The organism is Streptomyces prunicolor, from assembly GCF_045162825.1.
Taxonomy (GTDB): Bacteria; Actinomycetota; Actinomycetes; order Streptomycetales; family Streptomycetaceae; genus Streptomyces; species Streptomyces prunicolor.
This window is the reverse complement of sequence record NZ_CP108676.1, coordinates 5,542,538-5,569,300: the sequence shown is the minus strand read 5'-3', so window position 1 is coordinate 5,569,300 and position 26,763 is coordinate 5,542,538. Positions and strand designations below refer to the sequence as shown.

Annotated in this window: 29 protein-coding genes and 2 pseudogenes; 19 read left to right on the top strand and 12 right to left on the bottom strand. The window is 68.6% G+C overall.

Annotation, left to right across the window (positions count from 1 at the left end; genetic code table 11):
- The first annotated feature begins 36 nt into the window (after positions 1-36).
- The 5 genes from OG588_RS25575 (at position 37) to OG588_RS25555 (ending at position 5,157) form a co-directional block, all read left to right on the top strand.
- Complete coding sequence (locus OG588_RS25575) at positions 37-1,878, top strand: acyl-CoA dehydrogenase (protein ID WP_405949318.1); 1,842 nt, start codon at positions 37-39, stop codon at positions 1,876-1,878.
- A 164-nt stretch (positions 1,879-2,042) separates the two neighbouring features.
- Positions 2,043-3,338, top strand: coding sequence for a M18 family aminopeptidase (locus tag OG588_RS25570; protein ID WP_405949317.1), 1,296 nt, complete (start codon positions 2,043-2,045; stop codon positions 3,336-3,338).
- An 87-nt stretch (positions 3,339-3,425) separates the two neighbouring features.
- A complete protein-coding gene (locus OG588_RS25565) occupies positions 3,426-3,653 on the top strand; it encodes a DUF6458 family protein (RefSeq protein ID WP_405949316.1) in 228 nt (75 codons plus the stop codon).
- Between the two features lie 240 nt (positions 3,654-3,893).
- A complete protein-coding gene (locus OG588_RS25560; RefSeq protein ID WP_405949315.1) occupies positions 3,894-4,952 on the top strand; it encodes a glycosyltransferase in 1,059 nt (352 codons plus the stop codon).
- Between the two features lie 40 nt (positions 4,953-4,992).
- Positions 4,993-5,157, top strand: coding sequence for a hypothetical protein (locus OG588_RS25555; RefSeq protein WP_019055237.1), 165 nt, complete (start codon positions 4,993-4,995; stop codon positions 5,155-5,157).
- 23 nt (positions 5,158-5,180) lie between these two features.
- On the opposite strand, the gene OG588_RS25550 is transcribed toward OG588_RS25555, so the two are convergent.
- Entirely contained in the window at positions 5,181-7,037 is a 1,857-nt protein-coding gene (locus OG588_RS25550; RefSeq protein WP_405949314.1) for a thioredoxin-like domain-containing protein, read from the bottom strand.
- Between the two features lie 29 nt (positions 7,038-7,066).
- Positions 7,067-7,480, bottom strand: a complete 414-nt coding sequence (locus OG588_RS25545; RefSeq protein ID WP_405949313.1) for a cupin domain-containing protein — start codon at positions 7,478-7,480, stop codon at positions 7,067-7,069.
- Positions 7,481-7,533: 53 nt separating this feature from the next.
- Here OG588_RS25545 and OG588_RS25540 point away from each other — a divergent pair, with 53 nt between their 5' ends.
- Both OG588_RS25540 and OG588_RS25535 read left to right on the top strand, forming a co-directional pair.
- Positions 7,534-8,544, top strand: coding sequence for a GlxA family transcriptional regulator (locus OG588_RS25540; RefSeq protein WP_405949312.1), 1,011 nt, complete (start codon positions 7,534-7,536; stop codon positions 8,542-8,544).
- Positions 8,541-9,032 carry an LURP-one-related/scramblase family protein gene (locus tag OG588_RS25535; protein ID WP_405949311.1) on the top strand — a complete coding sequence of 164 codons (492 nt, stop codon included), beginning with the start codon at positions 8,541-8,543 and terminating at the stop codon, positions 9,030-9,032. The genes OG588_RS25540 and OG588_RS25535 overlap by 4 nt, the downstream gene beginning before the upstream one ends.
- Here the strand turns inward: OG588_RS25535 and OG588_RS25530 are convergent.
- A complete protein-coding gene (locus OG588_RS25530; protein WP_405949310.1) occupies positions 9,029-9,583 on the bottom strand; it encodes a hypothetical protein in 555 nt (184 codons plus the stop codon). The genes OG588_RS25535 and OG588_RS25530 overlap by 4 nt on opposite strands.
- Positions 9,580-10,404, bottom strand: a complete 825-nt coding sequence (locus OG588_RS25525; protein WP_405949309.1) for a carbon-nitrogen family hydrolase — start codon at positions 10,402-10,404, stop codon at positions 9,580-9,582. The genes OG588_RS25530 and OG588_RS25525 overlap by 4 nt, the downstream gene beginning before the upstream one ends.
- 179 nt (positions 10,405-10,583) lie before the next feature.
- On the opposite strand from OG588_RS25525, the gene OG588_RS25520 reads away from it, so the two are divergent.
- Together OG588_RS25520 and OG588_RS25515 are read left to right on the top strand one after the other, a co-directional pair.
- Positions 10,584-11,408 carry a maleylpyruvate isomerase family mycothiol-dependent enzyme gene (locus OG588_RS25520; RefSeq protein WP_405949308.1) on the top strand — a complete coding sequence of 275 codons (825 nt, stop codon included), beginning with the start codon at positions 10,584-10,586 and terminating at the stop codon, positions 11,406-11,408.
- A gap of 83 nt (positions 11,409-11,491) precedes the next feature.
- Positions 11,492-12,334 (top strand): SAM-dependent methyltransferase, encoded by an 843-nt coding sequence (locus tag OG588_RS25515; RefSeq protein WP_405949307.1) that lies wholly within the window; start codon positions 11,492-11,494, stop codon positions 12,332-12,334.
- Positions 12,335-12,386: 52 nt separating this feature from the next.
- Here OG588_RS25515 and OG588_RS25510 read toward each other — a convergent pair whose 3' ends face one another.
- The gene (locus tag OG588_RS25510) at positions 12,387-13,673 is read right to left on the bottom strand and encodes an MFS transporter (protein WP_019055228.1); all 1,287 of its coding nucleotides are present in this window, start codon (positions 13,671-13,673) and stop codon (positions 12,387-12,389) included.
- 35 nt (positions 13,674-13,708) lie between these two features.
- Complete coding sequence (locus OG588_RS25505) at positions 13,709-14,404, bottom strand: GntR family transcriptional regulator (protein WP_405949306.1); 696 nt, start codon at positions 14,402-14,404, stop codon at positions 13,709-13,711.
- A 300-nt stretch (positions 14,405-14,704) separates the two neighbouring features.
- On the opposite strand from OG588_RS25505, the gene OG588_RS25500 reads away from it, so the two are divergent.
- Complete coding sequence (locus OG588_RS25500; RefSeq protein ID WP_405949305.1) at positions 14,705-15,616, top strand: D-alanyl-D-alanine carboxypeptidase family protein; 912 nt, start codon at positions 14,705-14,707, stop codon at positions 15,614-15,616.
- Positions 15,617-15,744: 128 nt separating this feature from the next.
- Positions 15,745-16,485 (top strand): hypothetical protein, encoded by a 741-nt coding sequence (locus OG588_RS25495; RefSeq protein ID WP_405949304.1) that lies wholly within the window; start codon positions 15,745-15,747, stop codon positions 16,483-16,485.
- On the opposite strand, the gene OG588_RS25490 is transcribed toward OG588_RS25495, so the two are convergent.
- Positions 16,482-16,667: a DUF397 domain-containing protein gene (locus OG588_RS25490; RefSeq protein WP_405949303.1), complete on the bottom strand. Its 186-nt coding sequence runs from the start codon at positions 16,665-16,667 to the stop codon at positions 16,482-16,484. The genes OG588_RS25495 and OG588_RS25490 overlap by 4 nt on opposite strands.
- A gap of 5 nt (positions 16,668-16,672) precedes the next feature.
- Positions 16,673-17,554 (bottom strand): helix-turn-helix domain-containing protein, encoded by an 882-nt coding sequence (locus OG588_RS25485; protein WP_405949302.1) that lies wholly within the window; start codon positions 17,552-17,554, stop codon positions 16,673-16,675.
- Positions 17,555-17,757: 203 nt separating this feature from the next.
- Here OG588_RS25485 and OG588_RS25480 point away from each other — a divergent pair, with 203 nt between their 5' ends.
- Positions 17,758-18,195, top strand: coding sequence for an ATP-binding protein (locus OG588_RS25480; protein ID WP_405949301.1), 438 nt, complete (start codon positions 17,758-17,760; stop codon positions 18,193-18,195).
- Positions 18,196-18,216: 21 nt separating this feature from the next.
- Here OG588_RS25480 and OG588_RS25475 read toward each other — a convergent pair whose 3' ends face one another.
- Positions 18,217-19,326: a DUF6183 family protein gene (locus OG588_RS25475; protein ID WP_405949300.1), complete on the bottom strand. Its 1,110-nt coding sequence runs from the start codon at positions 19,324-19,326 to the stop codon at positions 18,217-18,219.
- A 91-nt stretch (positions 19,327-19,417) separates the two neighbouring features.
- Between OG588_RS25475 and OG588_RS25470 the strand changes: the two genes are divergently transcribed.
- The 3 genes from OG588_RS25470 to OG588_RS25460 all read left to right on the top strand — a co-directional run bounded on the left by OG588_RS25470 (position 19,418) and on the right by OG588_RS25460 (position 21,551).
- Positions 19,418-19,783 (top strand): transposase family protein, encoded by a 366-nt coding sequence (locus tag OG588_RS25470; RefSeq protein ID WP_405949299.1) that lies wholly within the window; start codon positions 19,418-19,420, stop codon positions 19,781-19,783.
- 6 nt (positions 19,784-19,789) lie between these two features.
- Complete coding sequence (locus OG588_RS25465) at positions 19,790-20,323, top strand: transposase family protein (protein ID WP_405953208.1); 534 nt, start codon at positions 19,790-19,792, stop codon at positions 20,321-20,323.
- Positions 20,324-20,837: 514 nt separating this feature from the next.
- Positions 20,838-21,551: a hypothetical protein gene (locus OG588_RS25460; RefSeq protein WP_405949298.1), complete on the top strand. Its 714-nt coding sequence runs from the start codon at positions 20,838-20,840 to the stop codon at positions 21,549-21,551.
- 216 nt (positions 21,552-21,767) lie between these two features.
- On the opposite strand, the pseudogene OG588_RS25455 reads toward OG588_RS25460, so the two are convergent.
- Positions 21,768-22,509: pseudogene (locus OG588_RS25455) on the bottom strand (transposase family protein).
- A gap of 94 nt (positions 22,510-22,603) precedes the next feature.
- On the opposite strand from OG588_RS25455, the gene OG588_RS25450 reads away from it, so the two are divergent.
- The 4 genes and pseudogenes from OG588_RS25450 (at position 22,604) to OG588_RS25435 (ending at position 24,222) form a co-directional block, all read left to right on the top strand.
- On the top strand, positions 22,604-22,924 hold the full coding sequence (locus tag OG588_RS25450) for a hypothetical protein (RefSeq protein ID WP_405949297.1): 321 nt from the start codon (positions 22,604-22,606) through the stop codon (positions 22,922-22,924).
- Positions 22,921-23,228, top strand: a pseudogene (locus OG588_RS25445) (RNase A-like domain-containing protein). Before OG588_RS25450 ends, OG588_RS25445 begins: the two are co-directional and overlap by 4 nt.
- Positions 23,229-23,450: 222 nt before the next feature.
- Positions 23,451-23,636, top strand: a complete 186-nt coding sequence (locus tag OG588_RS25440) for a hypothetical protein (RefSeq protein WP_405949296.1) — start codon at positions 23,451-23,453, stop codon at positions 23,634-23,636.
- 37 nt (positions 23,637-23,673) lie between these two features.
- Positions 23,674-24,222, top strand: a complete 549-nt coding sequence (locus tag OG588_RS25435) for a hypothetical protein (RefSeq protein WP_405949295.1) — start codon at positions 23,674-23,676, stop codon at positions 24,220-24,222.
- 70 nt (positions 24,223-24,292) lie between these two features.
- Here the strand turns inward: OG588_RS25435 and OG588_RS25430 are convergent, their stop codons facing one another.
- Both OG588_RS25430 and OG588_RS25425 read right to left on the bottom strand, forming a co-directional pair.
- The gene (locus OG588_RS25430) at positions 24,293-25,720 is read right to left on the bottom strand and encodes a dihydrolipoamide acetyltransferase family protein (RefSeq protein WP_405949294.1); all 1,428 of its coding nucleotides are present in this window, start codon (positions 25,718-25,720) and stop codon (positions 24,293-24,295) included.
- Between the two features lie 11 nt (positions 25,721-25,731).
- Complete coding sequence (locus OG588_RS25425) at positions 25,732-26,763, bottom strand: alpha-ketoacid dehydrogenase subunit beta (RefSeq protein ID WP_405949293.1); 1,032 nt, start codon at positions 26,761-26,763, stop codon at positions 25,732-25,734.

The window sequence follows — 26,763 nt, the reverse complement described above, 5'->3', positions numbered from 1 at the left end:
CTATCTCTCTACGGATCTTTCTACGGAGTCGTCGCCATGGGGCACTACAAGTCGAATCTCCGCGACATCGAGTTCAACCTCTTCGAGGTCCTCGGGCGCGACAAGCTGTACGGAACGGGTCCGTTCGCGGAGATGGACACGGACACCGCGAAGAGCGTCCTGGCGGAGCTGACGCGCCTCTCGGAGAACGAGCTGGCCGAGTCCTTCGCGGACGCCGACCGCAACCCTCCCGTCTTCGACCCCGAGACCAACACCGCGCCCGTGCCGGCCTCCTTCAAGAAGTCGTACAAGGCGTTCATGGACTCCGAGTACTGGCGTCTGGGCCTGCCCGAGGAGATCGGCGGCTCCACCGCGCCCCGCTCCCTCATCTGGGCCTACGCGGAGCTGGTGCTCGGCGCGAACCCGGCCGTCTGGATGTACTCCTCGGGTCCCGCGTTCGCGGGCATCCTCTTCGAGGAGGGCAACGACGTCCAGAAGCACATCGCGAAGATCGCCGTCGACAAGCAGTGGGGCTCCACCATGGTCCTCACCGAGCCCGACGCGGGCTCGGACGTCGGCGCCGGCCGCACCAAGGCAGTCCAGCAGGACGACGGCTCCTGGCACATCGAGGGCGTGAAGCGCTTCATCACGTCCGGTGAGCACGACATGTCGGAGAACATCCTCCACTACGTCCTCGCCCGCCCCGAGGGCGCCGGACCGGGCACCAAGGGCCTGTCCCTGTTCCTCGTCCCGAAGTACGAGTTCGACTTCGAGACCGGCGAGCTGGGCGAGCGCAACGGCGCCTACGCCACGAACGTCGAGCACAAGATGGGCCTCAAGGCGTCCAACACCTGCGAGATGACCTTCGGCGACCGGCACCCGGCCAAGGGCTGGCTGATCGGTGACAAGCACGACGGCATCCGGCAGATGTTCCGGATCATCGAATTCGCTCGCATGATGGTCGGTACGAAGGCCATCTCCACGCTGTCGACCGGGTACCTCAACGCCCTTGAGTACGCCAAGGAGCGCGTCCAGGGCCCCGACCTGGCGAACTTCATGGACAAGACCGCGCCCAAGGTCACCATCACGCACCACCCCGACGTGCGCCGCTCACTCATGACGCAGAAGGCCTACGCCGAGGGCATGCGCGCCCTGGTCCTGTACACCGCCTCGATCCAGGACGAGATCCAGGTCAAGGAGGCCTCCGGCGAGGACACCGCCGCCCTGGAGGCCCTCAACGACCTGCTGCTGCCGATCGTCAAGGGCTACGGCTCCGAGAAGGGCTACGAGCAGCTCGCGCAGTCGCTCCAGACCTTCGGCGGCTCCGGGTTCCTCCAGGAGTACCCGATCGAGCAGTACATCCGGGACGCCAAGATCGACACCCTGTACGAGGGCACCACCGCGATCCAGGGCCAGGACTTCTTCTTCCGGAAGATCGTCCGCAACCAGGGCGCGGCCCTCAACTCCCTCGCCGAGGACATCAAGAAGTTCCTCGCGCTGGGCACGGGCGGCGAGGACCTGGCCGGTGCGCGCGAGCACCTCGCCAAGGCGGCCGTCGAGCTGGAGGCCATCGTCGGTCTGATGCTGACCGACCTCGCGGCGACCGAGCAGGACGTCAAGAACATCTACAAGGTGGGCCTCAACACCACCCGCCTGCTGCTCGCCTCCGGTGACGTGGTCGTCGGCTACCTGCTTCTCAAGGGCGCGGCGATCGCCGCCGAGAAGCTGGAGACGGCCTCCGCGAAGGCTGTGTCTTCTAAAGATGTGCCGTTCTACACCGGCAAGATCGCGGCGGCGAAGTTCTTCGCGGCCAACGTTCTGCCCGGACTGACCCTGGCCCGCAAGGTCGCCGAGGGCGTAGAACTGGACCTGATGGAGCTGGACGAGGCAGCCTTCTAGGCGACCGCGGAACGCCTTCCGGCCGACCGCGGACGCCTGCGGGGCAGCCGCGGAACACGTTCCGGGACAACACCGGTACAGCTTCGCGAAACCCCACATCGCCCTTGTGAGGGCCCGTTCCCGACGTCGGGAGCGGGCCCTCGTACGTCGTTAAGGTGAACCCCATGAGCGAACCCCCCCGCTTCGACCGCGGCCACACCGACGACCTGTTGTCCTTCCTGGCGGCGAGTCCCACGCCGTACCACGCCGTGGCGAACACCGCCGAGCGGCTGGAGAAGGCGGGCTTCAGGCAGGTCGCCGAGACGGACGCCTGGGACGGGACGAGTGGCGGCAAGTACGTGCTGCGCGGTGGCGCGATCGTGGCCTGGTTCGTCCCCGAAGGGGCGGACCCCCACACGCCCTTCCGTATCGTCGGCGCGCACACCGACTCCCCGAACCTGCGGGTCAAGCCGCGCCCCGACACCGGCGGCCACGGCTTTCGCCAGGTCGCCGTCGAGATCTACGGCGGGCCGCTGCTCAACTCCTGGCTGGACCGCGATCTCGGTCTCGCCGGGCGGCTGACTCTGCGGGACGGTTCGACGCGGCTGGTGAACGTGGACCGGCCGCTGCTGAGGGTGCCCCAACTCGCCATCCACCTGGACCGTTCCGTGTCGGCGGACGGCCTCAAGCTGGACAAGCAGCGGCACCTCCAGCCGATCTGGGGCCTCGGCGACGACGTCCGCGACGGCGACCTGATCGCCTTCCTGGAGGAGGAGTCGGGGCTCGCGCCGGGCGAGGTCACCGGCTGGGACCTGATGACCCACTCCGTGGAGGCGCCCTCCTACCTGGGCCGTGACCAGGAGTTCGTCGCCGCTCCGCGCATGGACAACCTGCTGTCGGTGCACGCCGGCCTCGCGGCCCTCGCCCTGGCCGCCGCCCGCGAGAACCTGCCGTACATCCCCGTGCTCGCCGGTTTCGACCACGAGGAGAACGGCTCGCAGTCCGACACGGGCGCGGACGGGCCGCTGCTCGGCGGGGTCCTGGAGCGCTCGGTGTTCGCGCGCGGCGGCTCGTACGAGGACCGGGCCCGCGCCTTCGCCGGGACCGTCTGCCTCTCCTCCGACACGGGCCACGCGGTGCACCCGAACTACGCGGAGCGGCACGACCCGACGCACCACCCGCGGGTCAACGGCGGACCGATCCTCAAGGTCAACGTCAACAACCGCTACGCCACGGACGGTTCGGGCCGCGCGGTGTTCGCCGCCGCCTGCGAGAAGGCCGGGATCCCCTTCCAGACCTTCGTCTCCAACAACTCCATGCCCTGCGGCACGACGATCGGCCCGATCACCGCGGCCCGGCACGGCATCAAGACCGTCGACATCGGCGTGGCCATCCTCTCGATGCACAGTGCCCGCGAACTCTGCGGCGACCGCGACCCGTACCTGCTGGCCAACGCGCTGGCCGCGTTCCTGGAGGGTTAGCCAACTCCCGCCCGGCGCATGGGTGTTGCCTTCCCGGGTACCCGGAGGCGGACCGGGCCGACCGGACCGGACAGGGAGGCGACACTCATGGGCCTGGGCGGATGCATCATCCTCATTGCCGTCGGCGCGATCCTCACGTTCGCGACCGACTGGCACATGCAGGGGGTCAATCTCGACCTGGTCGGCGTCATTCTCATGGTCGTCGGGCTGATCGGGGTCGTGACGTTCAGCAGCATGGCCCGGCGCCGACGCGTGGTGATACCGGGTCAGACGACCGTCGTCGAGGACGACGAGACGCGCGGCTACGGCGCCTGATCACGGGCGAACTGGGGCCAGATCCAAGCCTGTTGGGATCTTTCGACGGTGGATACGTGGGCGTAGTCCACACTCGGGCCGAATCGCCCGCACAGGACATACACAGCCAACCGTGAGCAATCCGTGACGCGGTGCACATTGTGCGATTGTGTGAACCTCGTGAAGACTCTGTGCAGTTGAGGGCCCGGGGAGAGGCAGCCCCGGGCCCGTCTCACGATCTTCACGGGGGAGGCCGCTGCCGTGCTCGAACCACGGCTGGTGGTCCTGATCCCGGCCCACAACGAAGCGGACCGCATCGGTGCCGCGATCGAGGGCCTGTGGCGACAGACCCGCAAGCCCGACCTGATCGTCGTCGTCACCGACAACTGCACCGACGACACCGCCGCCGTGGCCGCATCGCACGGAGCGGAAGTCTTCGCCACGCAGGGCAACCTGCACAAAAAGGCCGGCGCCCTCAACCAGGCCATCGACTGGGTCCTGCCCCACCTCGACGAACGCGACCTCCTCCTCGTCCAGGACGCGGACACCGTCCTCAACCCCTGGTTCAGCGAGACCGCGACGGCCACCTTCAACCGCAAGGTCGGCGCCGTCGGCGGAGTCTTCTACGGCGAGCAGGGCGGCGGACTCCTCGGCCTGCTCCAGCGCATGGAGTTCCAGCGCTACGCCTGGGAGCTGGACCGCACCGGCGGCAAGGCCCAGGTCCTCACCGGCACCGGCACGATGTTCCGCGCCCGCGTCCTGCGCGAGGTGCGCCAGGCCCGCCACGACGGTCTCATCGGCGGCGGCGACGGCTACTACAGCCTCGCCTCCCTCACCGAGGACGACGAGATGACCAAGGCGGTCAAGACCCTCGGCTACCGCGCCATGTCCCCGGCGGGCTGCGCGGTCACCACCGAGGTCATGACCAGCCTCCCCAAGCTCTGGCACCAACGCCTGCGCTGGCAGCGCGGCGCCCTGGAGAACCTCCGCGACTACGGCTGGACCAAGGTCACCGCCCGCTACTTCCTCCAGCAGTTCCTGATGGGCTTCGGCGCGCTGTCCTTCCTCGTCTACCTGACCTTCATGGCCACCTACACGGGGGTCTACGGCTTCCCCGGCCTCTCCCCGTTCTGGACCGCGATCGGCCTGATCTTCGTGGTCGAGAAGATCGTCTCCGTACGCCGCGCCGGACCCGTCGCGGTCCTGGTGGCCGCGCTGATGGTCCCGGAGATGCTCTACGACCTCTTCCAGCACGCCGTCTACTTCACCTCCCTGTGGGGCCTGGCCCGTCGCAGCGAGGAGAAGTGGGTGGCGACCTAGCCCACCCCCCGCACACCGCGACGCTTTAGGAGAAACGTTTATGTACGGAAGAGTTGTCGGCGCCGGCACGACCGGCGCCGGAGGTGCCACGCTGGCCGCGACCGGCCTGTGGCTGAACAGCATGGCGATGATGGTGGCGGCGACCACGCTGGTCGCGGCGGGGATGGCGCTCTACAAGCTGGCACCGCGAGCGCGTCGGCGATAGGTCGTTGCCTGTGGTCCCCCGTTTCAGGCGTCCTGGTTGTGCTGGTCGTGCTGGTCGTCCATGCCGGCCAGGACGAGGGGGAGACGGTCCGCCCCGCCCTCGGTGAGGCGGACCGGAACACCCCAGTCCTGCTGGTGGACATGGCAGGCGGGGTACTCGTTGGCGGGGTCGTCATCACAGGAGGCGGCCATCGCCGACACGTGCAACACGCCTTCCGCCACGGCCGAGTTGAGGGTCAGGGTGCGGTTCAGGTCCGTGCCCGCGCCCTCACCGCCGACGAGCAGCTCGGGCGGGGTGGAGGAGACGAGGAGGCGGGTCGAGGGGCCGTACCGCGTGTCGAGCTTCTGCCCGGCCGGGGCCTGGAAGATGACGTCCAACTTCAGCTCGCCGGGGGCGACTTCGGTGGCCGCGCGCTGGGTGCGATGGGCGACGGACTCGACGCGCACGGCCTCCTCCGGCAGGCGCAGCCGGGTCAGCCGGTGCCGGGCCGACTCGACGACCAGGATCTCGTCACCGACCAGCACGGCGTCGCTCGGCTCCCTCAAGTCCGTTGCCAGCGTGGTGACTTGACCGGTCGCGGGGTCGTAACGGCGCAGGGCGTGGTTGTACGTGTCGCTGATCGCGACCGAGCCGTCCGGGAGCGCGGTGACGCCCAACGGGTGCTGGAGCAGCGCCTGTTCGGCCGCTCCGTCACGGTGCCCGAAGTCGAAGAGTCCGGTGCCGACGGCGGTGTGCACGGCCCCGTCGAGGTCCACCCAGCGCAGGGCGGACGTCTCGGAGTCGGCCACCCACAGCCGGTCGGCGGTCGCGGCGAGCCCAGAGGGCTGCGCGAACCAGGCCTCGGCGCCGGGTCCGTCGACGAGCCCTTCGTTGGTGGTGCCGGCGGTGACGGCGACGGTGTTGTCGTTCGGGTCGTAGGCCCAGAGTTGATGCACGCCGGCCATGGCGATCCAGAGCTTGCCGTTCCACCAGGCCACGTCCCAGGGGGACGAGAGGCTGACCTCGCGGGCGGGGCCCGAGGTGGGTTCGCCCTGCATCCACTGACGGCCGGTGCCCGCGAGGGTGGTGACGGCGCCGGTGGCGAGGTCGAGCCGCCGTAGCGCGTGGTTCACGGTGTCGGCGACGACTACGGAGCCGTCGTCGAGGAGGGCGAGGCCCTGCGGTTCGTTGAAGCTCGCGGAGTCGGCAGGACCGTCACCGAGCCCGCGCGCCCCGGAACCGATCCGCCGTACGACGTTCTCCCCGTCCGCCGCCAGCTCGACCAGTTGGTGCCGGGTGGTGTCGCTGACCAGGAAGGTGCCGGAGGGCAGGGCCAGCGCCTTGCCCGGGAAGCGCAGGACCGTCGGCTCCGGTTCCGGGGCGACATACGGACCGTCCCCGCGCCGGAGCGTCCCCTTCGCGGCATGCTCGGTCTCCAGCTCCTCCACCAGCCGCTCGATGGCGTGCGCGTGCCCCTCGCCCGCGTGCTGCGCGACGACGTACCCCTCCGGGTCGATGACGACGAGCGTCGGCCACGCGCGCACGGCGTACTGCTTCCAGGTCGCCAACTCCGGGTCGTCCAGCACCGGATGCTCCACGCCGTACCGCTCGACCGCGTCCACGACCGCCTGGTGCTCGGCCTCGTGCACGAACTTCGGCGAGTGCACGCCGATGATCACGACCGTGTCCCGGTGCTTCCGCTCCAACTCCCGCAGCTCGTCCAGGACGTGCAGGCAGTTGATGCAGCAGAAGGTCCAGAAATCCAGGATGACGATGCGTCCCCGCAGGTCGGCCAGGGCGTACTGCTTGTCGCCCGTGTTCAGCCAGCCGCCCTTGCCGGTCAGCTGGGGGGCGCGGACGCGGGCGCGTCGGGAGGTGCGGGGCGAGGATGCGTCGGTCATGGATCAAGAGTGCCACCGGCCACTGACAGTCACGACAGCGCGTGTCCCGTCGTAGCGTCCACATGGTCGGGTACGGCCTCGTGCTGGTCGCCGACCGTGAGCGTGCCGGTGGGTTCGAGGAGCAGGATCTCCGAGGGGACCGGGGCGTACGGCTTGTGTTCCGTGCCGCGCGGGACGGTGAAGACGGAGCCCTTGGGGAGGACGACCGTGCGCTCCCCCGAACCCGAACCCGAGCCCGCCGACTCCCGTAGGGCGATGTGCAGTTCGCCCTCCAGGACCAGGAAGAACTCGTCGGTGTGGTCGTGGGTGTGCCAGAGGTACTCGCCCTCGACCTTCGCGACGCGGACGTCGTAGTCGTTGACGGTGGTGACGATGCGGGGGCTCCAGCGGTCGGTGAAGGAGGCGAGGGCGGCGGGGAGGGAGATGGGTTCCGTGGTGGTCATGCCCGTCATCGTCGGGGGTGGTCAGGCGGCCGTACGAGTGCTAGGAATCGCACATGCCGCAAGGATCCTCTCAGCAGCTCTCCACACGTCCGCACCGTGTCGCCGTGATCGTCGACGAGGGCACCAATCCCTTCGAGGTCGGCGTCGCCACCGAGCTGTTCGGGCTGCCGAGACCCGAACTCGGGCTGTCCGGGCCGCTGTACGAGGTGCTGGTGTGCACGCCCGCGCGTGAGGTGCGGATGAACCACGGGTTCTTCACCCTCACCGGGGCGCACGGTTTGGATGGGGTGGATACGGCGGACACCCTGGTCGTGCCGGGTCGGCCCGACAACGTCGTACCGCGCGGGGCCGCCGTTCTCGACGCCATCCGGCGCACCCACGCGCGCGGGGCCCGGGTCATGAGCCTGTGCACCGGAAGCTTCGCGCTCGCCGAGGCCGGGCTGCTGGACGGGCGCCGGGCGACCACGCACTGGATGTGGGCCGACCGTTTCCGCGCCCTGCACCCGCGCGTACGGCTCGAACCGGACGTTCTCTTCGTGGACGACGGGGACATCCTCACCGCCTCCGGCAGCGCCGCCGCGCTCGACCTCGGGCTGCATGTCGTACGGCGGGACCATGGCGCCGAGATCGCCAACGCGGTGTCCAGGAGGCTGGTCTTCGCGGCCCATCGGGACGGCGGGCAAAGGCAGTTCGTGGAGCGGCCGTTGCCCGATGTGCCCGACGAGTCGCTCGCGCCGCTGCTCGCGTGGGGACAGGAGCGGCTGGGGGAGCCGTTGACGGTGGCCGAACTGGCCGCCCGCGCGGCCGTCTCCCCCGCGACCCTGCACCGGCGCTTCCGTTCGCAGCTCGGGACGACGCCGCTGGCCTGGCTGACCGGGGAGCGGGTGGCGCTGGCGTGCCGGTTGATCGAGCGCGGGGAGGAACGGCTCGACGTGGTCGCGGCGAGGTGCGGTCTCGGGACCGGCGCGAACCTCCGAGTACGGCTGCGGAAGGAGACCGGATTGAGCCCGTCGGCCTATCGGCGGCGTTTCGGACCGGCTGCCGGGGAAGCCGTAATGTCATGAGATTCCTCGTACGCGATCGGATCCTCGGCTTCGGTGAGGATTACTGGATCGAGGACCAGAACGGCAACAAGGTGTTCCTGGTCGACGGCAAGGCCATGCGCATCAGGGACACGTTCGAGCTGAAGGACACGCACGGGCGCGTGCTCATCGACATCCACAAGAAGATGCTCGCCCTGCGCGACACGATGGTCATCGAACGGGACGGTGAGCCCCTGGCGACCATCAGGCGGAAGCGCTTCTCCCTGCTGCGCAACCACTACAAGGTGTCCCTGGTCGACGGCACCGAACTCGACGTCAGCGGCAAGATCCTGGACCGTGAGTTCGGCGTCGACTACGACGGCGAGCTGCTCGCGCAGATCTCCCGGCGCTGGCTGCACATCCGGGAGACGTACGGCGTCGACATCGTCCGGGAGGACGCGGACACGGCACTGCTGATCGCGGTGGCGGTGTGCGTGATCCACCTGGCGGAGAAGGAGCGGGAGGACTAACGCCCTTCGGGGTCGGCGGCCTCGCGGGCGCGGGCCCGGCGGCGTTCCCTCAGGTGGTCGGCGAAGTGCATGCAGATGACGGCCAGCGCGCCGAAAACCGCGCTGTCCGTCCAGCTGGGAGGGGCGTCGTCCAGCCTGCCCATGAGCCAGACGAACACCGTCATGGGCCCCCACGTGATGAGCAGGCTGGTGAGTACGGCCCGGGGGCCGGCGGGCACCCCGGGGTCGCGCGGTGCGATGTCGTAGCCGGTGCGGGTGTAGTGGGCCTGGCGGCGGCGCTCGAAGCGCAGGAACGCCCGGAAGAGCAGCCACGCGCACGTGCCGACGAGGACGGTCGGCAGGAGACGGGCCCAGGCCGGATCGGTGAAGACCGAGAGGGCCAGGCCGACGGGGACCGCGACCAGGAGGGCCGCGACCGTCGCGCAGCCCGTCGCGTTCCGGGCGGCGAACACCAGCGGCCGGGGCGGCGGGTCCGCTCCGTCGAAGGCACGGTCAACGGCCCAGAACGCGCGCTTCAGTACGGCCGAGGTCCGCCCGGTTCTGCCGCTCAACTCGCGCGCCGCGGACGCTCCAGCCCCAGCACCCGGTCCTTCAGCGCCGGGAACTGTTCCCGGGTCACGGCGACCTTCCCGGGGTCGAACTCCACCGTGAGGATCTCCTCGCCCGCGCCCGCCTCCGCGAGGACCTCGCCCCAGGGATCGACCACGATCGAGTGACCGGCCTGGGGAACTCCGGCGTGCGTACCGGCCGTTCCACATGCGAGGACGAAGGACTGGTTCTCGACCGCGCGGGCCTGAGCCAGCAGGGTCCAGTGGGAGCGGCGGCGCTCGGGCCAGCCCGCGGGGAGGACGAGGGTCTCGGCGCCGGCGTCGACGAGGCCGCGGAAGAGTTCGGGGAAACGGAGGTCGTAGCAGGTGGCGAGACCGAGGGTCGTCTCGGGGAGACGGACCGTCACCAGTTCGCCGCCCGCGCCCATCAGCACGGCCTCGCCCTTGTCGAAGCCGAAGCGGTGGATCTTGCGGTAGGCGGCGGCCAATTCACCGGAGGGGGAGAAGACGAGGGACGTGTTGTAGAGGGGGCCGTCCCCCGCGGCGGAGCCGCCGTCAGACACAGTCCGCTCGGGGATCGAGCCCGCGTGCAGCCACACGCCCGCGTCGCTCGCCGCCTTGGCCATCGCCTCGTAGGTCGGGCCTTCCAACGGCTCCGCCTCCTCGGCGAACCGCTCGTAGGCGAACGCACCCGTGGTCCACAGCTCCGGCAGGACGACGAGGTCGGCACCGGCCTGCTCGCGGACGAGGGACGCCACCCGCCCCCGGCGAGAATCGACCGATTCGCCCTCGTCTACGGCGATTTGGAGGAGAGAGGCGCGCACACTACCACCGTCCTGGCATTCGAGCCGTTCACACGGGCCTACGATCGTCACACGAAAGCACTGCCGGGGTGCCTCACAGCAGCGTAACTTAGCGTTTCAAGACACCCGCCGACAGCCACCTCCCGCTGGCAACGCCGCCCGCCACCCGACCTGTACCGACCGCCGAGGGGTCCCGTTCCGTGAGTCTGCATCCCACTCTCCAGCCCTACGCCGACGCCTGGACCCACTCCATCGAAGCGATATCCGAGCTGGTGACCCCGCTCGCGGAGGGAGAGTGGAACCGGCGAACGCCGTGCCCCGGCTGGTCGGTGCGTGACGTGGTCTCCCATGTCATCGGGCTGGACAACGAGATGCTCGGCGACCCCCGCCCCATCCACACCCTCCCGCGCGACCTCTACCACGTCACCAACGAGCACCAGCGGTACATGGAGATGCAGGTCGACGTACGCCGCCACCACACCGCGCCGGAGATGACGTCGGAGCTGGAGTACACGATCATCCGCCGCAACCGGCAGCTGCGCAACGAGACGCGGGAACCCGACCGGAAGGTGCGCGGCCACGTCAGCACCGAGGTCACGCTCGAAGAGTCCATGCGCACCCACGCGTTCAACATCTGGGTGCACGAGCAGGACCTGCGCGCCGCCCTCGGCCGCCCCGGCAACCTCGACTCACCCGGCGCGCACATCGCCCGTGACGTGCTGCTCGACGCGCTCCCGAAGGTGGTCGCCGACGACTCGGGCGCCCCGCGCAGTTCGGCGGTCGTCTTCGACGTGCACGGTCCGATCGAGTTCCTCCGTACGATCCGCGTCGACATCCAGGGCCGCGGCACCCTGGAGACGGCCCCCGCGCTGGGCCCCGCCGCGACCCTGATCCTCGACTGGGAGACGTACGTCCGGCTGGCCTGCGGGCGGGTCACCGTCGACTCGGTATCGGACAAGGTCAAGGCGGACGGCGACCCGGAGCTGTCGGCGTCGATACTGCGGAACTTCACGGTCACGAAGTAAAGCGGTCACCAGGTCATCAAGTAGCAGGGGCGGCGCGGAAATTCGTTGTCGCCGGCCGACCGTCTGTCGCTAGCCTCCGCCGCATGTCTGACCTGACGTCCGAAACCGAGAAGACCCAGAAGCCCCAGCAGACCGAGAAGACCGAGAAGACCGAGCCTGACGACGGGCCTCCCCGGCTCACCCGGCTCGCCTTCCACAGCCCGCTCTCCGAGGCGCGCGCCGACGGGATCGTACGGCGACTGGCCGGTGCGGGGCCGCGCACGGTGCTCGACCTCGGCTGCGGCTGGGGCGAGTTGATGCTCCGGGTCCTGACCGCCGTACCGGAGGCGCGGGGTGTCGGGGTCGATGTGAACGCGCGGGATCTGGCGCGTGGGCGGCTCGATGCCGAGGCGCGGGGGCTCGCGGAGCGGGTCGAGTTCGTCGAGGAGTCGGCCGTGGGGACGGTGCGTGGGCCCGCCGATCTCGTGCTGTGTGTGGGCTCGAGCCATGTCCTCAGTACCGAGGAGCCTCCCCGGCACACCGCTGAAGCCCTGCGGGAGTTGCGGCGGCTCGTCGCCGACGGGGGACGCGTGCTGTTGGGCGAGGGGTTCTGGCAACGTCCGCCCACGACGGCCGAGTTGTCCGGGATGTGGCCCGAGGCGCGTGCCGACGAGCACTACGACCTGGGGACGCTCCTCGACCTCGCCGTGGCGGCCGGGTTCCGGCCCGAGTGGACCGAGACGGCGAACGCGGACGAGTGGGAGGAGTTCGAGTCGGCGTACCAGGCGGACGCGGAGGTGTGGCTCGCCGGGCACGGTGACCATCCGCCGGCCGCCGAGACACGCGAGCGCCTCGACCGGCACCGGGCCCAATGGATGAGCTACCGGGGCGTGTTGGGGCTCGCATATCTCACGCTCGTACCCATCGCCCCCTTCGTACCGGCGTAAGAAAGTCGCGTGAGAGCGGTGTGAGAAGGGGCGGGTTCACGCGGGCACGAGGTCACGCGGGCACGTGCACCGTCTCCACCCGGCTCGCCACGAGCCGTTCGCGCTCGCGGCGGGCCGCCCGGCTGCGCAGCCGGAGGATCTGGCTGATGCCGATCGCCTGGAGCACGAAGATCACCGAGAAGGCGATGGAGTAGTTGTCGTCGGTCGCGTCGAGGAGCACGCCGACCGCGAACAGGGTCGTCATCGAGGCCACGAAACCACCCATGTTGGTGATTCCGGAGGCGGTGCCCTGACGCTCCGGCGGATTGGCCGGGCGGGCGAAGTCGAAGCCGAGCATCGAGGCGGGCCCGCAGGAGCCGAGCACGGTACACAGCACGATCAGCAGCCACATCGGCGCGTGCTCGCCGGGGTAGACAAGGACGACCGCCCAGGTGAACGCCGTGACGCCGACCGTGCCGAGCGCCAGCGGCAGCCGCGCGGTGTGGTGCCGGGCGACGATCTGGCCGTAGATCAGGCCGACCAGCATGTTGGACAGGACGACGAGGGTGAGGAGTTCGCCGGCGGTGGCGCGGGACAGGCCCTGGGCCTGGACCAGGAACGGCAGGCCCCACAGGAGCAGGAACACCATCGCCGGGAACTGGGTGGTGAAGTGCACCCAGAGGCCGAGGCGGGTGCCCGGTTCGCGCCAGGACGCGGCGATCTGACGGCGGACGTAGGCCGCGCCGCGGTGCGGGAAGGGGGCCGGTTCGTGGCCCTCCGGGTGGTCCTTCAGGAAGAGCAGCAGCAGGACGAGGACCACGACCCCTGCGAGCGCGCTGCCCGCGAAGGCGGCCGTCCAGCCGATGCCGTGCAGCAGGCGCGCGATCACCAGGGTGGAGACGAGATTTCCGGCCATTCCCGCGAGGCCCGCGAGCTGGGCGACCATCGGCCCGCGCCGCGCTGGGAACCAGCGGGTGCCGAGCCGCAGCACGCTGATGAAGGTCATCGCGTCACCGCAGCCGAGCAGCGCGCGGGAGGCGAGGGCGGTGCCGTAGGAGGGCGAGAAGGCGAAGCCGAGTTGCCCGGCGGTGAAGAGAACCACCCCGATGGTCAGCACCTTCTTGGTGCCGAGGCTGTCGACGAGGAGGCCGACGGGTATCTGCATGCCCGCGTAGACGAGCAGTTGGAGGATCGAGAACGTCGACAGGGCCGAGGCGTTGACGTGGAACCGCTCGGCCGCGTCGAGGCCGGCGACACCGAGGGACGTACGGAAGATGACGGCGACGAAGTACACGGAGACGCCGATGCCCCACACGGCGAGGGCGCGGCGGCCCCCGGGCGGATCACCGGGCAGGGACATCGCAGAAGCGGAACTCGAACTGCTACTGCTGCTACTCATCGGACCTCGCCCCGGGCCAGGTGGGAGAACCAGTCGACGTGCTGGTGGACGATCCCGGCGGCCGCCTCGGCGTCGCCGGTGCGCAGGGCGTCGAGGATCGCCGCGTGCTCGGTCAGCGTCTTGGCGATGCGGTCGGGGTGCGAGTGCATGATGGCGACGCCCATCCGCAGCTGCCGGTCGCGGAGTTGGTCGTAGAGGCGGGAGAGGATCTCGTTGCCGCCGCTGCGGACGATCTCGGCGTGGAAGCAGCGGTCGGTGACGGCGGCGCCGGCCAGGTCGCCCGCGGCGGCCTGTTCCTTCTGCCGGTCGAGGAGTTCTTCGAGCCGGGCGATGAGGGTCGGCGACGCCGGTACGACCTTGCGGACCGCGTGCTGCTCGACCAGCATCCGGGTCTCCACCACGTCCGCGATCTCCTGCGAGGAGACAGGCAGGACCAGGGCGCCCTTCTTCGGGTAGAGCCTGATCAGCCCCTCGACCTCCAGCCGCAGCAGCGCCTCCCGCACGGGTGTCCGTGACACTCCGACGGCCTCGGCCAACTCGCCCTCGGTGAGCAGGGTTCCGCCTTCGTAACGCCGGTCCAGGACACCCTGTTTGACGTGGGTGTAGACGCGGTCGGCGGCGGGGGGTTGCTTGACGGCGGGAGGAGCGGAATCGGTGGTGGCGAGGGCCGGAGCGGGGGACGGGGACGGCATGAGGACAGCATAGATACAACACGTACGCATGAGGATGGGCGTCCAGGATGCGGACGGAACCGAGGGGGATTGCGGGGAACCAAGGGGAGCCGGGGATGCGTCTACGCGGATGCGTGTACGGCGTGAGTTTCCGTAGTTTCCGCGGCCGGTTCTCGGGGGCGTTTCACACATTCGGGGAACCCGGCGCAGCAACCGCACAACCTTCTGTGCTACTTACGTGTCACACACGTGCGGCCCTTTCTTTCCCCCCTCCAACTGGGCCGCTCCTCAGGGGCATTCAACGTATTCGGGGTACCTCAGTTGATTACTGCCATTACCGGCATCAAGGGCAGCCGTTTCCGCAGAGCCGCCGCGGTCACCGTGACCGCAGGCGCCGTGCTCGCGACCGGCGCCCTGACCGCGGCACCCGCGCAGGCCGTCACGGCGCCCACGATCGTGGCCAAGGGCGGGTTCGTGATGAACAACGCCAACGGCGCGACGCTGTTCAACAAGAAGATGGACACCAAGCTGTCCACCGGCTCGACCACGAAGATCATGACCGCCAAGGTCGTGCTCTCCCAGTCGAACCTCAACCTCGACGCGAAGGTCACCATCCAGAAGGCGTACAGCGACTACGTGGTCGCCAAGAACGCCTCGCAGGCCCACCTGATCGTCGGCGACAAGGTCACCGTCCGCCAGCTCCTCTACGGCCTGATGCTGCCGTCGGGCTGCGACGCGGCGTACGCGCTGGCCGACAAGTACGGCTCCGGCTCGACGCGGGCCGCGCGCGTGAAGTCGTTCATCGCGAAGATGAACGCGCAGGCCAAGACGCTGAAGCTGACGAACACGAAGTTCGACTCGTTCGACGGCATCGGCAACGGCAACAACTACTCGACGCCGCGCGACCTGACGAAGCTCGCCAGCAACGTCATGAAGAACGCCACGTTCAAGACGGTCGTCAAGACCAAGTCGTACAAGGCGAAGACGATCACGAAGACCGGCAGCACCCGCACGATGGCTGCCTGGACCAACACGAACACCCTGCTCAGCAGCTACAGCGGCGCGATCGGCGTGAAGACCGGCTCCGGCCCCGAGGCCAAGTACTGCCTCGTCTTCGCCGCCACCCGCAACGGCAAGACGGTCATCGGCACGGTCCTCGCGTCGTCGTCGGTCGCCCAGCGCTCGACGGACGCGACGAAGCTCCTCAACTACGGCTTCGCGAAGCTCGGCTGACGATCAGTCATACGTCTGTGCACTGACTCCGAGGGACCTGCCGCATGCCAGCGGCGGGTCCCTTTGTCGTACGGCGGCTTGTCGTACGACTTTCTGCTACGACCCCCACGTGAGGAGTTGAGTCGGCGATGTCGGCGAACGACCGGGAGCTGGCGCAGTACTTCGCTCTGGAGGGCGCCCGAACTCTGCTCAGCCAGTACAGGGACTACGGCAATCCCGTCCCTGACGACGCCGAGGCGTGGCGGCGGGACCTGTTCCCGGTGATCCGGGGACTGTGGAACGCAGGGGAGGACAGCGGCCGGAACCTGTACGAGATCGCGGCGCAACTCCGCCTGGCAGCCGACCTGTTCGCACACGACCCGGCCGGCGAACACCCTTCCCTCACGAACTTCCCGAGGGCCGAGTCGGCGGCCCGCACACCCGAGGTCTACCGGGAGGTGGCCGCGTATGTGGAGCGCTGGAAGGCACCGTTCGACCGGGAAACGCTCTTCGGAACACCCCTGACCGCCCGTGAACTCGCCCTGCGTTTCCCCCGGTTGAACCAGTTCCTACGGAACTACTTCGGCCAGGACGGACTCGCCGTCGACGACGACATGCAGGACGCCACGTTGGAGGAGGGCCTCCACCTGGTCATCTCGGACACCCACCCGTGGTGCCCCTGGCAGCTGCCGGGCCTGATCGCCGAGTGCGCGGAGGCACGCGCGGTGTTCCACACGGAGGAGCAGTTGGACGCGTTCTTCGGTGGGGGCGGGATGGGAGGGGGGTCGGCGGGCGAAGGGTTCACCGACTTCTTCCCGGTCGTCGTCAACGCGTTCACGGAGCACCTGAGGGAAGCGCACTCGCCGATGTGGGAGCGGGGGCGGGGCTAGACGGCACCCACGTGTGCTGTGAACGCGGACCAGGTGGTGGGGGTGAGCCGGAGCAGGGGGCCGTTCGGTTCCTTGGAGTCGCGGACGGCGATGGTGGTGGGGATGTTGCGGGCGACTTCGACGCACTCGCCGTGCGCGTCGCCGCTGCTGTACGTGGACTTGGTGAACTCGAACTCGGACAAGGGACCTACATCTCCTTACGGACACTGTCGATGAGACTGAGGGAGCCTTGCTGCGTCAGCGCCAACCGCGTGATGCGGCTGAAGACTTCGTTGTGACGCGCGGCGTCAGCCTCGCTCTCCAGCCAGACCTTCGTCGAGAGAGTATCCGCCTGTACAAGATCCAGGGCGCCTGGTTCCGCGAAGGAGACCACGGTGAAGGCACTGGTCATACCGGGATGAGCGCCTGCGGTGTACGGCACCACCTGGACCCGTACGTTGGGCGACTGGGCCACTCCGAGGAGATGGTCCAACTGGGCCCGCATGATGTCCCGTCCACCGACCAACTGCCGCAACACCCCCTCGTGCAGCACTGCCCAGAGTTGCAGGGGGTGCTCGCCCGTCAGTCGCGCCTGACGAGCGATCCTCGCTTCGACGAAGGGCCCGATCTCGTCGGGGTTCTCCCAGGTTCCGTTGCCCACCGCGAGGGCGCGAACGTAGTCCGGTGTCTGCAACAGGCCCGGAATGAAGGTCAATTGCCACATCCGGAGTTCTGTGGCGATGTCTTCCAGAGCCACATACTCCATCTGTTCCTTCAGCTGCGGGTACTGGTTCCACCAGCCCTGAACCTTGCGCCGGTCCCGGTCCGCTTTCGCGAGAGCGAGCAGCTTCCCGATCACCGCCTCGTCCTTCTCACCGTACAAATGGCACAGCGCCCTCACGTCGGGGTCACGCAACGGCACTTGCCCGCGCTCGATCTTCGCGACCTTGGTGACAGACGCCGTCAACGCCTCGGCGGCATGCGTCTGCCGCAGGTCGCGCGCCTCCCGCATCCGCAGAAGCTCTCCGCCGAGTCGACGCCCCAGAACGGTGGTGATCGTCTTCCCTCGGTTGGGGTCCCTGCCTGCCATGTCCCGTTCCCTCCCCGGTCAGTCGCCCCAGTCTGGGACCCGAGGTAATCAACCACAACTCCGAGGACAGCAACCTTTCTGTCCAACCTTGTTGCTGGCTCACCCTCAGGGACGCTACCTTCAGTACTCAACCGCCCACTCAACGACACCAGTTGGCGGAAGGCGCCACGCTGACCCCACACCGCACAAGGAGGTGCGCCCCGGTGACCGACTCCTGTCCTCCCGGACTCCCCAACCCCCACGACCACCGCCGCTACGACCACTACGACGCCGTCACCTACACCCCGTACCCGATCAACATCCCCCGCGCCCGCAGACACGTCGCCCACCTCACCGCCACCTGGGGGCACCCCCACTCCGCCGGCGACGCGGCGCTACTGGCAAGCGAGTTGTGCACGAACGCCTTACTGCACGGGTGCCTCCGGGACCGCCTGTTCCGCGTGGAGACGTCCCTCACCGGCAACGCCCTGCGCGTCGCGGTCACCGACCCGAGGGGCGAGCGGCTCCCGTACCCCCAAACCTCCACCCCCGACGACCAGTTCGGCCGCGGCCTCCTCATCGTCCGTACGCTGGCCGCCCGTTGGGCCGTGGAGCAGCTCACCGTGGGCAAGACCGTCTGGGCGGAGCTGAACCTCCCGTAGACACCCCACACCTCACCCCCGTCAGTCGGTGTCCGTCGCGGCGAGGACTGCCAGGTGACGGCCGTCAGGAGTGAGGGCCGCGATGCCGTAGTCGTAGATCTCGTTGAAGAACCACTCGGAGTCCGCCTCGAACCGGAACCACACACACGCACGGGCCCGGTGCTCGACCGCCGCCGCCGTCGTGGTGGCACCCGCGCCGCACAGCCCGGCGATGGATCGCCACGCGGCCAGCCGCCCGTGGGCGCCGCCCGCACCGGAGTGGTACACCCCACCGTTCGCAGCGGTCGCGTACAGCGTTTCCCAGACCTTGTCGAGCGAGTACGCCTCCACCTCGAACCGGTCGTGCTCGGCAAGCCCCCGCACACAGTCCATCGGCAGTGTCGTCACGACTCCCGGCACGTCCGCGCGGGAGATCGACCGGTCCGAAACGAACACACGGGCCTCGTAGTTGCACCAGCCTCCGACTCGCGGCGGCTCACCGATCAGCCGGAGCAGTTCGGCCGACGCCCACTCGTGCAGCTGACGCCCCGTGGCCGCGCGACGGACGGCCGCGTCGACCCACACCGGCGACACCAGGCCGTCGTAGGGAATGTCGGCGCTTCCGCAGCCCCCGCTGGGGACCGCGCCGTACTCCATGTCCGCGAGCCGGTCGGGCAGCCACGCGAGGTCGTGCCATGAGGGCTCGGGGCGGGGTGTGTGGCGTGGCATCAGCCTCTCGGGGTTCACACCGCGCAGCAGCAACTCGTGGAAGAGGCAGGCGCGCAGTTCGTCGTGTTCCCTGCCGCCCTCCCAGAGGACGTACAACGCGTCGTCCAAGGGCTGCGCCTCGGCTATCAGGGAGGCGATCCGACGCGAACTGCGTTCCTCCCCGACGTACGCCTCCCGCGCCCGGACCAACAGGGCCAACAACTGCTCCAGGAACCGTCTCCCGGGCGTGAGCGCCAGGACCCGGAGCACGAGCCCGAGATCGCGGTCGAGGGCGCGGAGCCGGTCATGGGCCTCCCGCCGCTGTACGGCGAGACCTTCACCGAGCGCCCCGATCCGCTCCGCGTCGCCGTCCTCGGCCCATGCCCCGATCGTCTCCCACGAGTACCGCTCGCCGCCCGTCCCCGCCTCGCGCCCACTCGTCATGTGCCGCCCTCCTGTGGGATTTTCCCTTGTCTGTGCAGGTCCTATCGTTGATCATGGTTGGCGTGGTGGGCACCAAACACGTGCAGCAATCATGCGAAGCCGGCGGATCACGGGGCTGACGCCCGGAGTGACCGCCGAACTCGTCGCCGAGATCGGCCCGTTGTGGCACGAGCGACACCAGGCTGGTCTCGCATCGCGTCCCCGTCGCCGCGCCGTCGGTACCGGGGCGAACCACAAGCTGGTCCTCATCGACCGACCGTCAGCCACCCTCGTCCACCTTCACCATGGCGCCACCCATGATGTGTCGGCCTGCTGGTTCGGAGTCGACGGCTCCACCATCACGCGCGCAATCGGTGAAATACGGCCGCTGTTGGCGATGCGCGGCTGCACCGTCGCCCCCGACGTCCGACTGCGTACGCTCGCCAAAGTTGTCGACCATCTCACGGCAAGCGGGTAGACCGGAATCATCGACGGCACCGAGATCCGGGTCCGCCGCCCGGCTGCCGGACACAAGAACGGGAAGAAGTTCATCTCCGGCAAGAACAAGCAGAACGCCGTGAAGTCCATGGTCGTCACAGACACTGCCGGGCGGCTGCTGTTCTGCAGCCCGGCCGAACCGGCGAGCTGCGCGGACATCACTCATGCCCGGCAGTTGGGCCTGGTCAAGCTCCTGGCCAACGGACCGGCCATGGAGATTCCTGCCGACGCCGGCTACCAGGGACTGGGCGCTCAGACAGGCGGGCGTGCAGTGACACCACCGCACCGCAAGTTCAAGAAGAACGCCCCGGACTGGCATGAGGAGATGCATGAGCGCCAGCGCAAAGTCCACTCCTCACGCCGCATCCGGGTCGGGCACGGCATCGCGCACCTCAAGAACCGGCGGGCCCTCGCCCGGCTCCACGGCCGCCACGGGCACATGACCGACATCATCCAAGCCGTCGCCGGGCTCATCTCGCACCAGCAGACCGCCACGCTCTCCGCCGATCCGCGAAAGTGAACCTTGAGACAAACCGCGATCCTCGACACACCAACGCCAACCACGCACGAGCTCGTTAGTCAGGGGCGCGAAGCGGCGGAGGATTTCTACGCTCAGTGCGGTGGACAGCCTGCCTCATGGAGCGCATGCCCGTTGTCGAGGCGGCTCGTTGCGGAGGCAGGCACGCAGTCGTTCGAGGCCGTTCGAGGCGGTTCGAGTGGACTGGCGAAAAGCCCTGCTCATCGCGAACATTCGGCCCCGTAGTCCGTCGTTGCTGAGCACCCACCGCTGGTGCTCAGCGCGCCGCGGGACCTACAGTTAGCAGGCCTATTTGAAGCTGAACTCTAGGTTTTTCTTCTTTGTTTCCACTTGTCGGCGCTATGCTCGGCAGGATTTTAAGACTCCCGTGCAGGAAGTTGGGCGGTAGGCATGGCTGAAACTGTGAAGTGCGGCAAATGTTTCGCCACGAAGGTCCCTCGCACTCCTTGTCAGGGCTGCGGCGACGAGGGCTGAGGCTTCGGAGAGCGGCGGCCCGATGGACGCTTACGAGGAACTGCTCGACCTGGCTCGTCGTACGGTGGGCACGCTCGTGGAAAAGGGCATCAGGCCCCGTCCGTACAAGGCCGACGACGGCACAACGGTCGAGGGTTGGCTTGTCAAGCAGATGGCAGACCATACGAAGGATGAATATCACGGTCTCAACAATTGGGAAGAATTCCGCTGCACCATCGAGTTAGTTCTCGCGACCGACGGACGCTTCTTCTCGTTCACCGAGACCTGGAACAACCATTCCGGCACGAACGGCCGCTCCGTCCACGAGCACTCCCAAGCATTGCACCACGTGTCGGCTGGCTATCTCGTCTCTGTCGGCCCGGGTAAGCCGTTCGCCGCAGTGTCCACGTTGCTGGAGAGAGTTCCGTGGACAGCCACGTCTTACACGCCGCCCCCGGTTCGACCGGCCGCCCCCGTCTCACCTACGCCTGTGCGACAGGCCGCCTCGCCCCCGAAAGCGCAGCCTGCGAGGCCGAGGAGTGTTGTCGGCGCCATCCTTGGCTTCGGAGGCGGACTGCTCTTTGGCTGCGCAGCAGGTGGCGCCTGCGCGATCGTCCTCGGGATCGCGCTGAGCATCGGTGGGTTGGATGGCGACACAGTCGGCGTGACGACGTTTGCCACTGCCATGTTTTGCGTGGCGACGGGCGCGGTGGTCGGCACCGTCACAGGGTGGCGCACCCCTAAGTCAGCGCGTTGACGTCCCCGTTTTGGTTGACGCGATAGGTCCTTGATCGTCACCTGGTGTGATTTCGGTGCGCATTCACCTCCCGCCCATCGCACATTTTCCTTTTTGCTCGCCGTGCCGCAATGAGAGCCGGGGTCGACGCCGGGACTGTAGCGCAATGAGAAGCCCTGCCATCGAATCTCATCCGGCGGATCACAAAATGTTCAGCCTCGCAATTGACAAAGACGCTCACGGAACGCCGGTGAGGACAGCTTTGGCGATTGACATCATGCGGTATGGACTGCATCGGGATCGGCGGAAGATGCGCCAGGATTTCAGGCGTGCGACGCCGCGTTCAACCGGTGCCCGTGCCGCGGCCAGGGCCCGGTTGAGGGTTTCCTCGGTGAGGGTGAGTTCCTGCAGGGGCCTGCGTTTGATGCCCGTGGTCACCCAGAGGCCGCCGTCCTGGTAGGCGAGGTCGGCCAGGACGGGGACACCCTGGCGTTCGCAGATGCGGATGATCTGGTGGGTGCGGGCAGCGGTCAGGTCGTGCGTGCGGCCCGGCAGTGCGGGTGAGAGCCACAGCAGCCGGCCGCCGGATCGGTGTCCACCTGCACGTTCACCCTGTGCCGGCGGTGCTTGTGTGGGTAGTCGGCCCGTCCGTCGCCCGCCCGGTCACACTCGGCGAGCGTGCCGTCCAGCAGGACAAGGTCCACATCGGCTTCGCGCAGGACCTTCGGCAGACCCGGCGCGCGTTCGGCGAGCAGGCGGACGACCGCGCTGGTATAGGCGTGGGCGGTGGACTCGCTGATTCCGAACCCGGCAGCGATCTTCGCCAGGGTGGTGTGTTCGCGCAGGTACACCAGTGCCACCATCGCGCGCCGGGACGGGCGCAACTTGCAGCGCCGGTCCCGCTCACGGGTGACGACGAGCAGGGTCACCGACTCCACGAGCGCATGGGCAGGTCGAGTGCGGCAGGACAGATGACCAACGAGGCCCCCGAGCAGCGTGGTTGAGACGTCAGACATCTCGATCAACAGCTCGGGGGCCTCGCTCGTTGCGCTTCGTGGACCGTCACCTGATCGGTGGCCAACTCGAAGAAACTCAACGAGTTCAAAAAAGAATATCGCTTCGCGGTTCAGACATTTCCTCGCCTGTTCGGACTCGACGCAATCCTCATGGACGAGGGGGAGCTGGAATTCGCAGATGCGGTGCGCTCCTCAGTGACGAGCGAACACCCTTACTGCTATGAACGTGCCGCTTCCTACACCACGGAGGCACAGCGCGCTCTCGTCCTTTTTCCAGGTCCGGATGCCCTGAAATCGCGACTTTCCTGGGCCACCCACAGCCGTCTTCAGGAAGTCATCGACACCATCAACGAACACATGCAGCGAGAGCGCTCATGACCGCGCATCCGACCCGCACCGCCACCTGCCCCGACCGCGAAACCGCCCACTGGGCCACCCAACAGACCGTCACCGCCAACGAGCAATCAATCCACCGCTGACTCGCCCAGTCCACCCGCCCCGCCTGGCGATCGAGGCGTCCTGGCCGTCCCGCCCCGAACCGGTCGGCCGGGTCCTGCTCCAGGCGATGATGCTGGCCGGGCGAGACCTCGTGGACGTCCGCGGAGCCCGCGTGATCCTGAAGCGGGACGAAGCCCGACCACACGGCTTCGCCGTCCACGCCACGTTCCCCGTCTACCTGTAGCGACCCGATCCGTAGAGGCTGATCCCCAACGGGATCCTCGCCGCCGAAGTGCACACTCTCGTACGGCAGTTGCATCGCAAACACTGACAGGAACTGGCCACCGGCGAGCCCACTCCCGTCGAGCAGGTCGAAGAGGCGTTGGAGCCCGTCGACGGAGAGACCGCCGCAACCCTGATGGGCCGTCTCGCCTCGCATTGCCTCGTATGGCGTGACCACGCCTTCATGGAGCGGACCAGGGCCGACGCCGTGGCGAGCAACGTCGTGGCGCTCATGGGGCCGGACGCCGAGTGGTGGTCCAGCGCTGACGGGGGCGGCGGCGCCGACATCGCGGGCTGCACCTTCGAAGGGTTCGTCATCGGCACCGACGGCCACCACTTCGCCATACTCATCCAGGTCGGCGAGGACTGATCCAGCCGACGAACAGACCGCCAGGGAAGGCGAATCCGTGAACCAGCCCGCATGGGAAGCCGCCGTCCTCCGCCTCCTCGACGACGTCTACGCCTTCGCGGCGACCGGCCCGAGGACGCGGGCCGACTGGCAGAGCGACGCGCTGGCCGTGATGAACCGGACGGTCGACGACCCGCGCGGCTGGATCACCCTCGACTACGACAGGACGAACGGGGAGCTGGAGCTCAACGGCCTGCCCTTCCCGTTCCTCCCCCTGTCCCCGGAGCTGCTCGCCGGGCGAATGCACCCGGTCACGATCGAGACCGCCGCCCGCCTTCTGGTGATCATGACGTACGAGTGGCAGCGGATCGGCCCCGAGGACGCCGCGGTGGACGCGACCGCCGACGCCCGGACCCTGCTCGGCCGGTATGGAGACCGCGACGTCTCCTGCTACACCAACATCAGCGCCGCACAGACCTCACCGTCACCCGACCTCACCACCGGAGTCACCGGTTGGATGCCGGTGAGTTCCTACGACGGAGACTTCGGCGTTGTCGTCGTCTCCCCCGAAGAGGTCGGCGTCTTCTGGTCCTTCGATGCCCGTTGACGCCCACTGACTGACGGACGGAAGGGCTGCGGACCCTGAAAGAAACGGGACCCGCAGCCTCCCAACCCCGTCACCCCCAGGTGATCAACCGCTTCGGCTGCTCCAGAATCGCCGCCACATCCGCCAGCACCTTCGACCCCAACTCCCCGTCCACCAACCGGTGATCGAAGGACAACGCCAGTGTCGTCACCTGACGCGGCTTCACCTTGCCCTTGTGGACCCAGGGTTGGAGCTTGATCGTGCCGACCGCGAGGATCGCGGACTCGCCCGGGTTGAGGATCGGCGTACCCGTGTCGATGCCGAAGACGCCGACGTTGGTGATGGTGACCGTGCCGCCCTGCATCGCCGCCGGGGACGTCTTGCCGTCCCTGGCCGTCGACACCAACTCGCCCAGCGACTCCGCCAGTTGCGGCAACGTCTTCGCGTGGGCGTCCTTGATGTTCGGCACGATCAGGCCGCGCGGGGTCGCCGCCGCGATGCCGAGGTTGACGTAGTGCTTGAGGACGATCTCCTGCGCGGCCTCGTCCCAGGACGCGTTGATGTCCGGGTTCCGCTTGATGGCCACCAGCAGGGCCTTGGCGATCAGGAGCAACGGGTTCACCCGTAGGCCCTGCATCTCCTTGTCCTGCTTGAGCTCCTCCACCAGCTTCATCGTCCGCGTCACGTCCACCGTCACGAACTCCGTGACATGCGGCGCCGTGAACGCCGAACCGACCATCGCCGCCGCCGTCGCCTTACGGACGCCCTTCACCGGGACACGAGTCTCCCGGGTCGAGTCGTACGTCGCGGAAGGCAGAGACGGCACGGAAGGCGCCGAAGGCGCGACCCGCTCGGACACCTGCGCCTGCGCCCGCGCCGGAGCCACCGCCGCGTGCACGTCCTCGCGCGTGATCACGCCGTCCGGGCCCGACGGCGTCACCGTCGCCAGGTCGACCCCCAGGTCCTTCGCCAGCTTCCGCACCGGCGGCTTGGCGAGGGGGCGGGATTCCACAACCGCGGCTGTCGCGTGGCCGTTCAGCTCCGTCTGGACCGCCGCCGTCGCCGACACCACCTCCTGCGCCGGGATCTCCACGCCCTTGCGGGGGCGGCGCTTCGTGGCGGACGTGGAGACGCCATAGCCCACCAGGACCGGCGTACGGGCCGGAGCCGCCGGCTTCGCCTCCTGCGCCGGGGGCTCGACGGCAGCCTCAGTCACAGCCTCGGCCGGGGTCTCCGCGGGAGCGGCGCCGCCCCCCGACACATCCACCGCGATGATGGACGTGCCCACGTCCACCGTCGTCCCCTCGGGGAACCTCAACTCACGCACCACCCCGTCGTACGGGATGGGCAGTTCCACCGCCGCCTTCGCCGTCTCCACCTCGCAGACGACCTGGCCGTCGGTGACGGTGTCGCCGACCTGGACGTACCACTTGAGGATCTCGGCCTCGGTGAGACCCTCGCCCACGTCCGGCATCTTGAACTCGCGTACGGACGCTTCCACTTCAGTCATCGTCGTCACGACCCCTCTCCTCAGTACGCCAGAGCGCGGTCGACGGCGTCGAGCACCCGGTCCAGGCTCGGCAGGTACTCCTCCTCCAGGCGGGCCGGCGGGTAGGGGGCGTGATAGCCGCCCACGCGCAACACCGGGGCCTCCAGGTGGTAGAAGCAGCGCTCCGTGATGCGGGCCGCGATCTCGGCGCCGGAGCCGAAGAACACCGGTGCCTCGTGGACCACGACCAGGCGGCGGGTCTTCTCCACCGAGGTCTGGATCGCGTCGAAGTCCAGCGGGGACACCGAGCGCAGGTCCAGGATCTCCAGCGACCTGCCCTCCTCGGCGGCCGCGTCGGCGACCTCCTGGCAGAGCTTCACCATCGGGCCGTAGGCGGCGAGGGTGAGGTCCGTGCCCTCGCGGACCACGCGGGCCTTGTGGAGGGGGGCGGGGATCGACTCGCCCGCGGCGGAGCCGCTATTGAGCACAGCGACCTCGCCCTTGTCCCAGTAGCGGCGTTTCGGCTCGAAGAAGATCACCGGGTCGTCGCTCTGGATGGCCTGCTGCATCATCCAGTAGGCGTCCGACGAGTTCGACGGGCTGACGATCTTCAGGCCCGGCACGTGCGCGAACAGGGCCTCGGGGGACTCCGAGTGGTGTTCCACCGCGCCGATGCCGCCGCCGTAGGGGATACGGATGACGACCGGGAGCTTGACCTTGCCGAGGGAGCGGGCGTGCATCTTGGCGAGCTGGGTGACGATCTGGTCGTAGGCCGGGAAGACGAAGCCGTCGAACTGGATCTCCACGACCGGGCGGTAGCCGCGGAGGGCGAGGCCGATGGCGGCGCCTACGATGCCCGACTCCGCGAGCGGGGTGTCGACCACCCTGCGCTCGCCGAAGTCCTTCTGGAGGCCGTCCGTGACGCGGAAGACGCCGCCGAGCTTGCCGACGTCCTCGCCCATGATGAGGACCTTGGGGTCGGACTCCAGAGCGGCGCGCAGCGATTCGTTGATCGCCTTGGCCAGCGGCAGGTTCTTGGTTGTCGCGGTCTGTGTCGCAGTCTGTGCCGCCAT

Excerpts from the sequence above, each read along its gene's own strand:
- OG588_RS25440 (WP_405949296.1), top strand. The coding sequence starts at position 23,451 with ATGGAGCGGACCAGGGCCGACGCCGTGGCGAGCAACGTCGTGGCGCTC.
- OG588_RS25505 (WP_405949306.1), bottom strand. The coding sequence starts at position 14,404 with ATGCCGTCCCCGTCCCCCGCTCCGGCCCTCGCCACCACCGATTCCGCT.
- OG588_RS25540 (WP_405949312.1), top strand. The coding sequence starts at position 7,534 with ATGCCGCAAGGATCCTCTCAGCAGCTCTCCACACGTCCGCACCGTGTC.
- OG588_RS25510 (WP_019055228.1), bottom strand. The coding sequence starts at position 13,673 with ATGTCCCTGCCCGGTGATCCGCCCGGGGGCCGCCGCGCCCTCGCCGTG.
- OG588_RS25535 (WP_405949311.1), top strand. The coding sequence starts at position 8,541 with ATGAGATTCCTCGTACGCGATCGGATCCTCGGCTTCGGTGAGGATTAC.
- OG588_RS25460 (WP_405949298.1), top strand. The coding sequence starts at position 20,838 with ATGGACGCTTACGAGGAACTGCTCGACCTGGCTCGTCGTACGGTGGGC.
- OG588_RS25550 (WP_405949314.1), bottom strand. The coding sequence starts at position 7,037 with ATGACCGACGCATCCTCGCCCCGCACCTCCCGACGCGCCCGCGTCCGC.
- OG588_RS25425 (WP_405949293.1), bottom strand. The coding sequence starts at position 26,763 with ATGGCGGCACAGACTGCGACACAGACCGCGACAACCAAGAACCTGCCG.
- OG588_RS25495 (WP_405949304.1), top strand. The coding sequence starts at position 15,745 with ATGTCGGCGAACGACCGGGAGCTGGCGCAGTACTTCGCTCTGGAGGGC.
- OG588_RS25475 (WP_405949300.1), bottom strand. The coding sequence starts at position 19,326 with ATGACGAGTGGGCGCGAGGCGGGGACGGGCGGCGAGCGGTACTCGTGG.
- OG588_RS25545 (WP_405949313.1), bottom strand. The coding sequence starts at position 7,480 with ATGACCACCACGGAACCCATCTCCCTCCCCGCCGCCCTCGCCTCCTTC.
- OG588_RS25570 (WP_405949317.1), top strand. The coding sequence starts at position 2,043 with ATGAGCGAACCCCCCCGCTTCGACCGCGGCCACACCGACGACCTGTTG.
- OG588_RS25470 (WP_405949299.1), top strand. The coding sequence starts at position 19,418 with ATGCGAAGCCGGCGGATCACGGGGCTGACGCCCGGAGTGACCGCCGAA.
- OG588_RS25485 (WP_405949302.1), bottom strand. The coding sequence starts at position 17,554 with ATGGCAGGCAGGGACCCCAACCGAGGGAAGACGATCACCACCGTTCTG.
- OG588_RS25555 (WP_019055237.1), top strand. The coding sequence starts at position 4,993 with ATGTACGGAAGAGTTGTCGGCGCCGGCACGACCGGCGCCGGAGGTGCC.
- OG588_RS25575 (WP_405949318.1), top strand. The coding sequence starts at position 37 with ATGGGGCACTACAAGTCGAATCTCCGCGACATCGAGTTCAACCTCTTC.
- OG588_RS25565 (WP_405949316.1), top strand. The coding sequence starts at position 3,426 with ATGGGCCTGGGCGGATGCATCATCCTCATTGCCGTCGGCGCGATCCTC.
- OG588_RS25515 (WP_405949307.1), top strand. The coding sequence starts at position 11,492 with ATGTCTGACCTGACGTCCGAAACCGAGAAGACCCAGAAGCCCCAGCAG.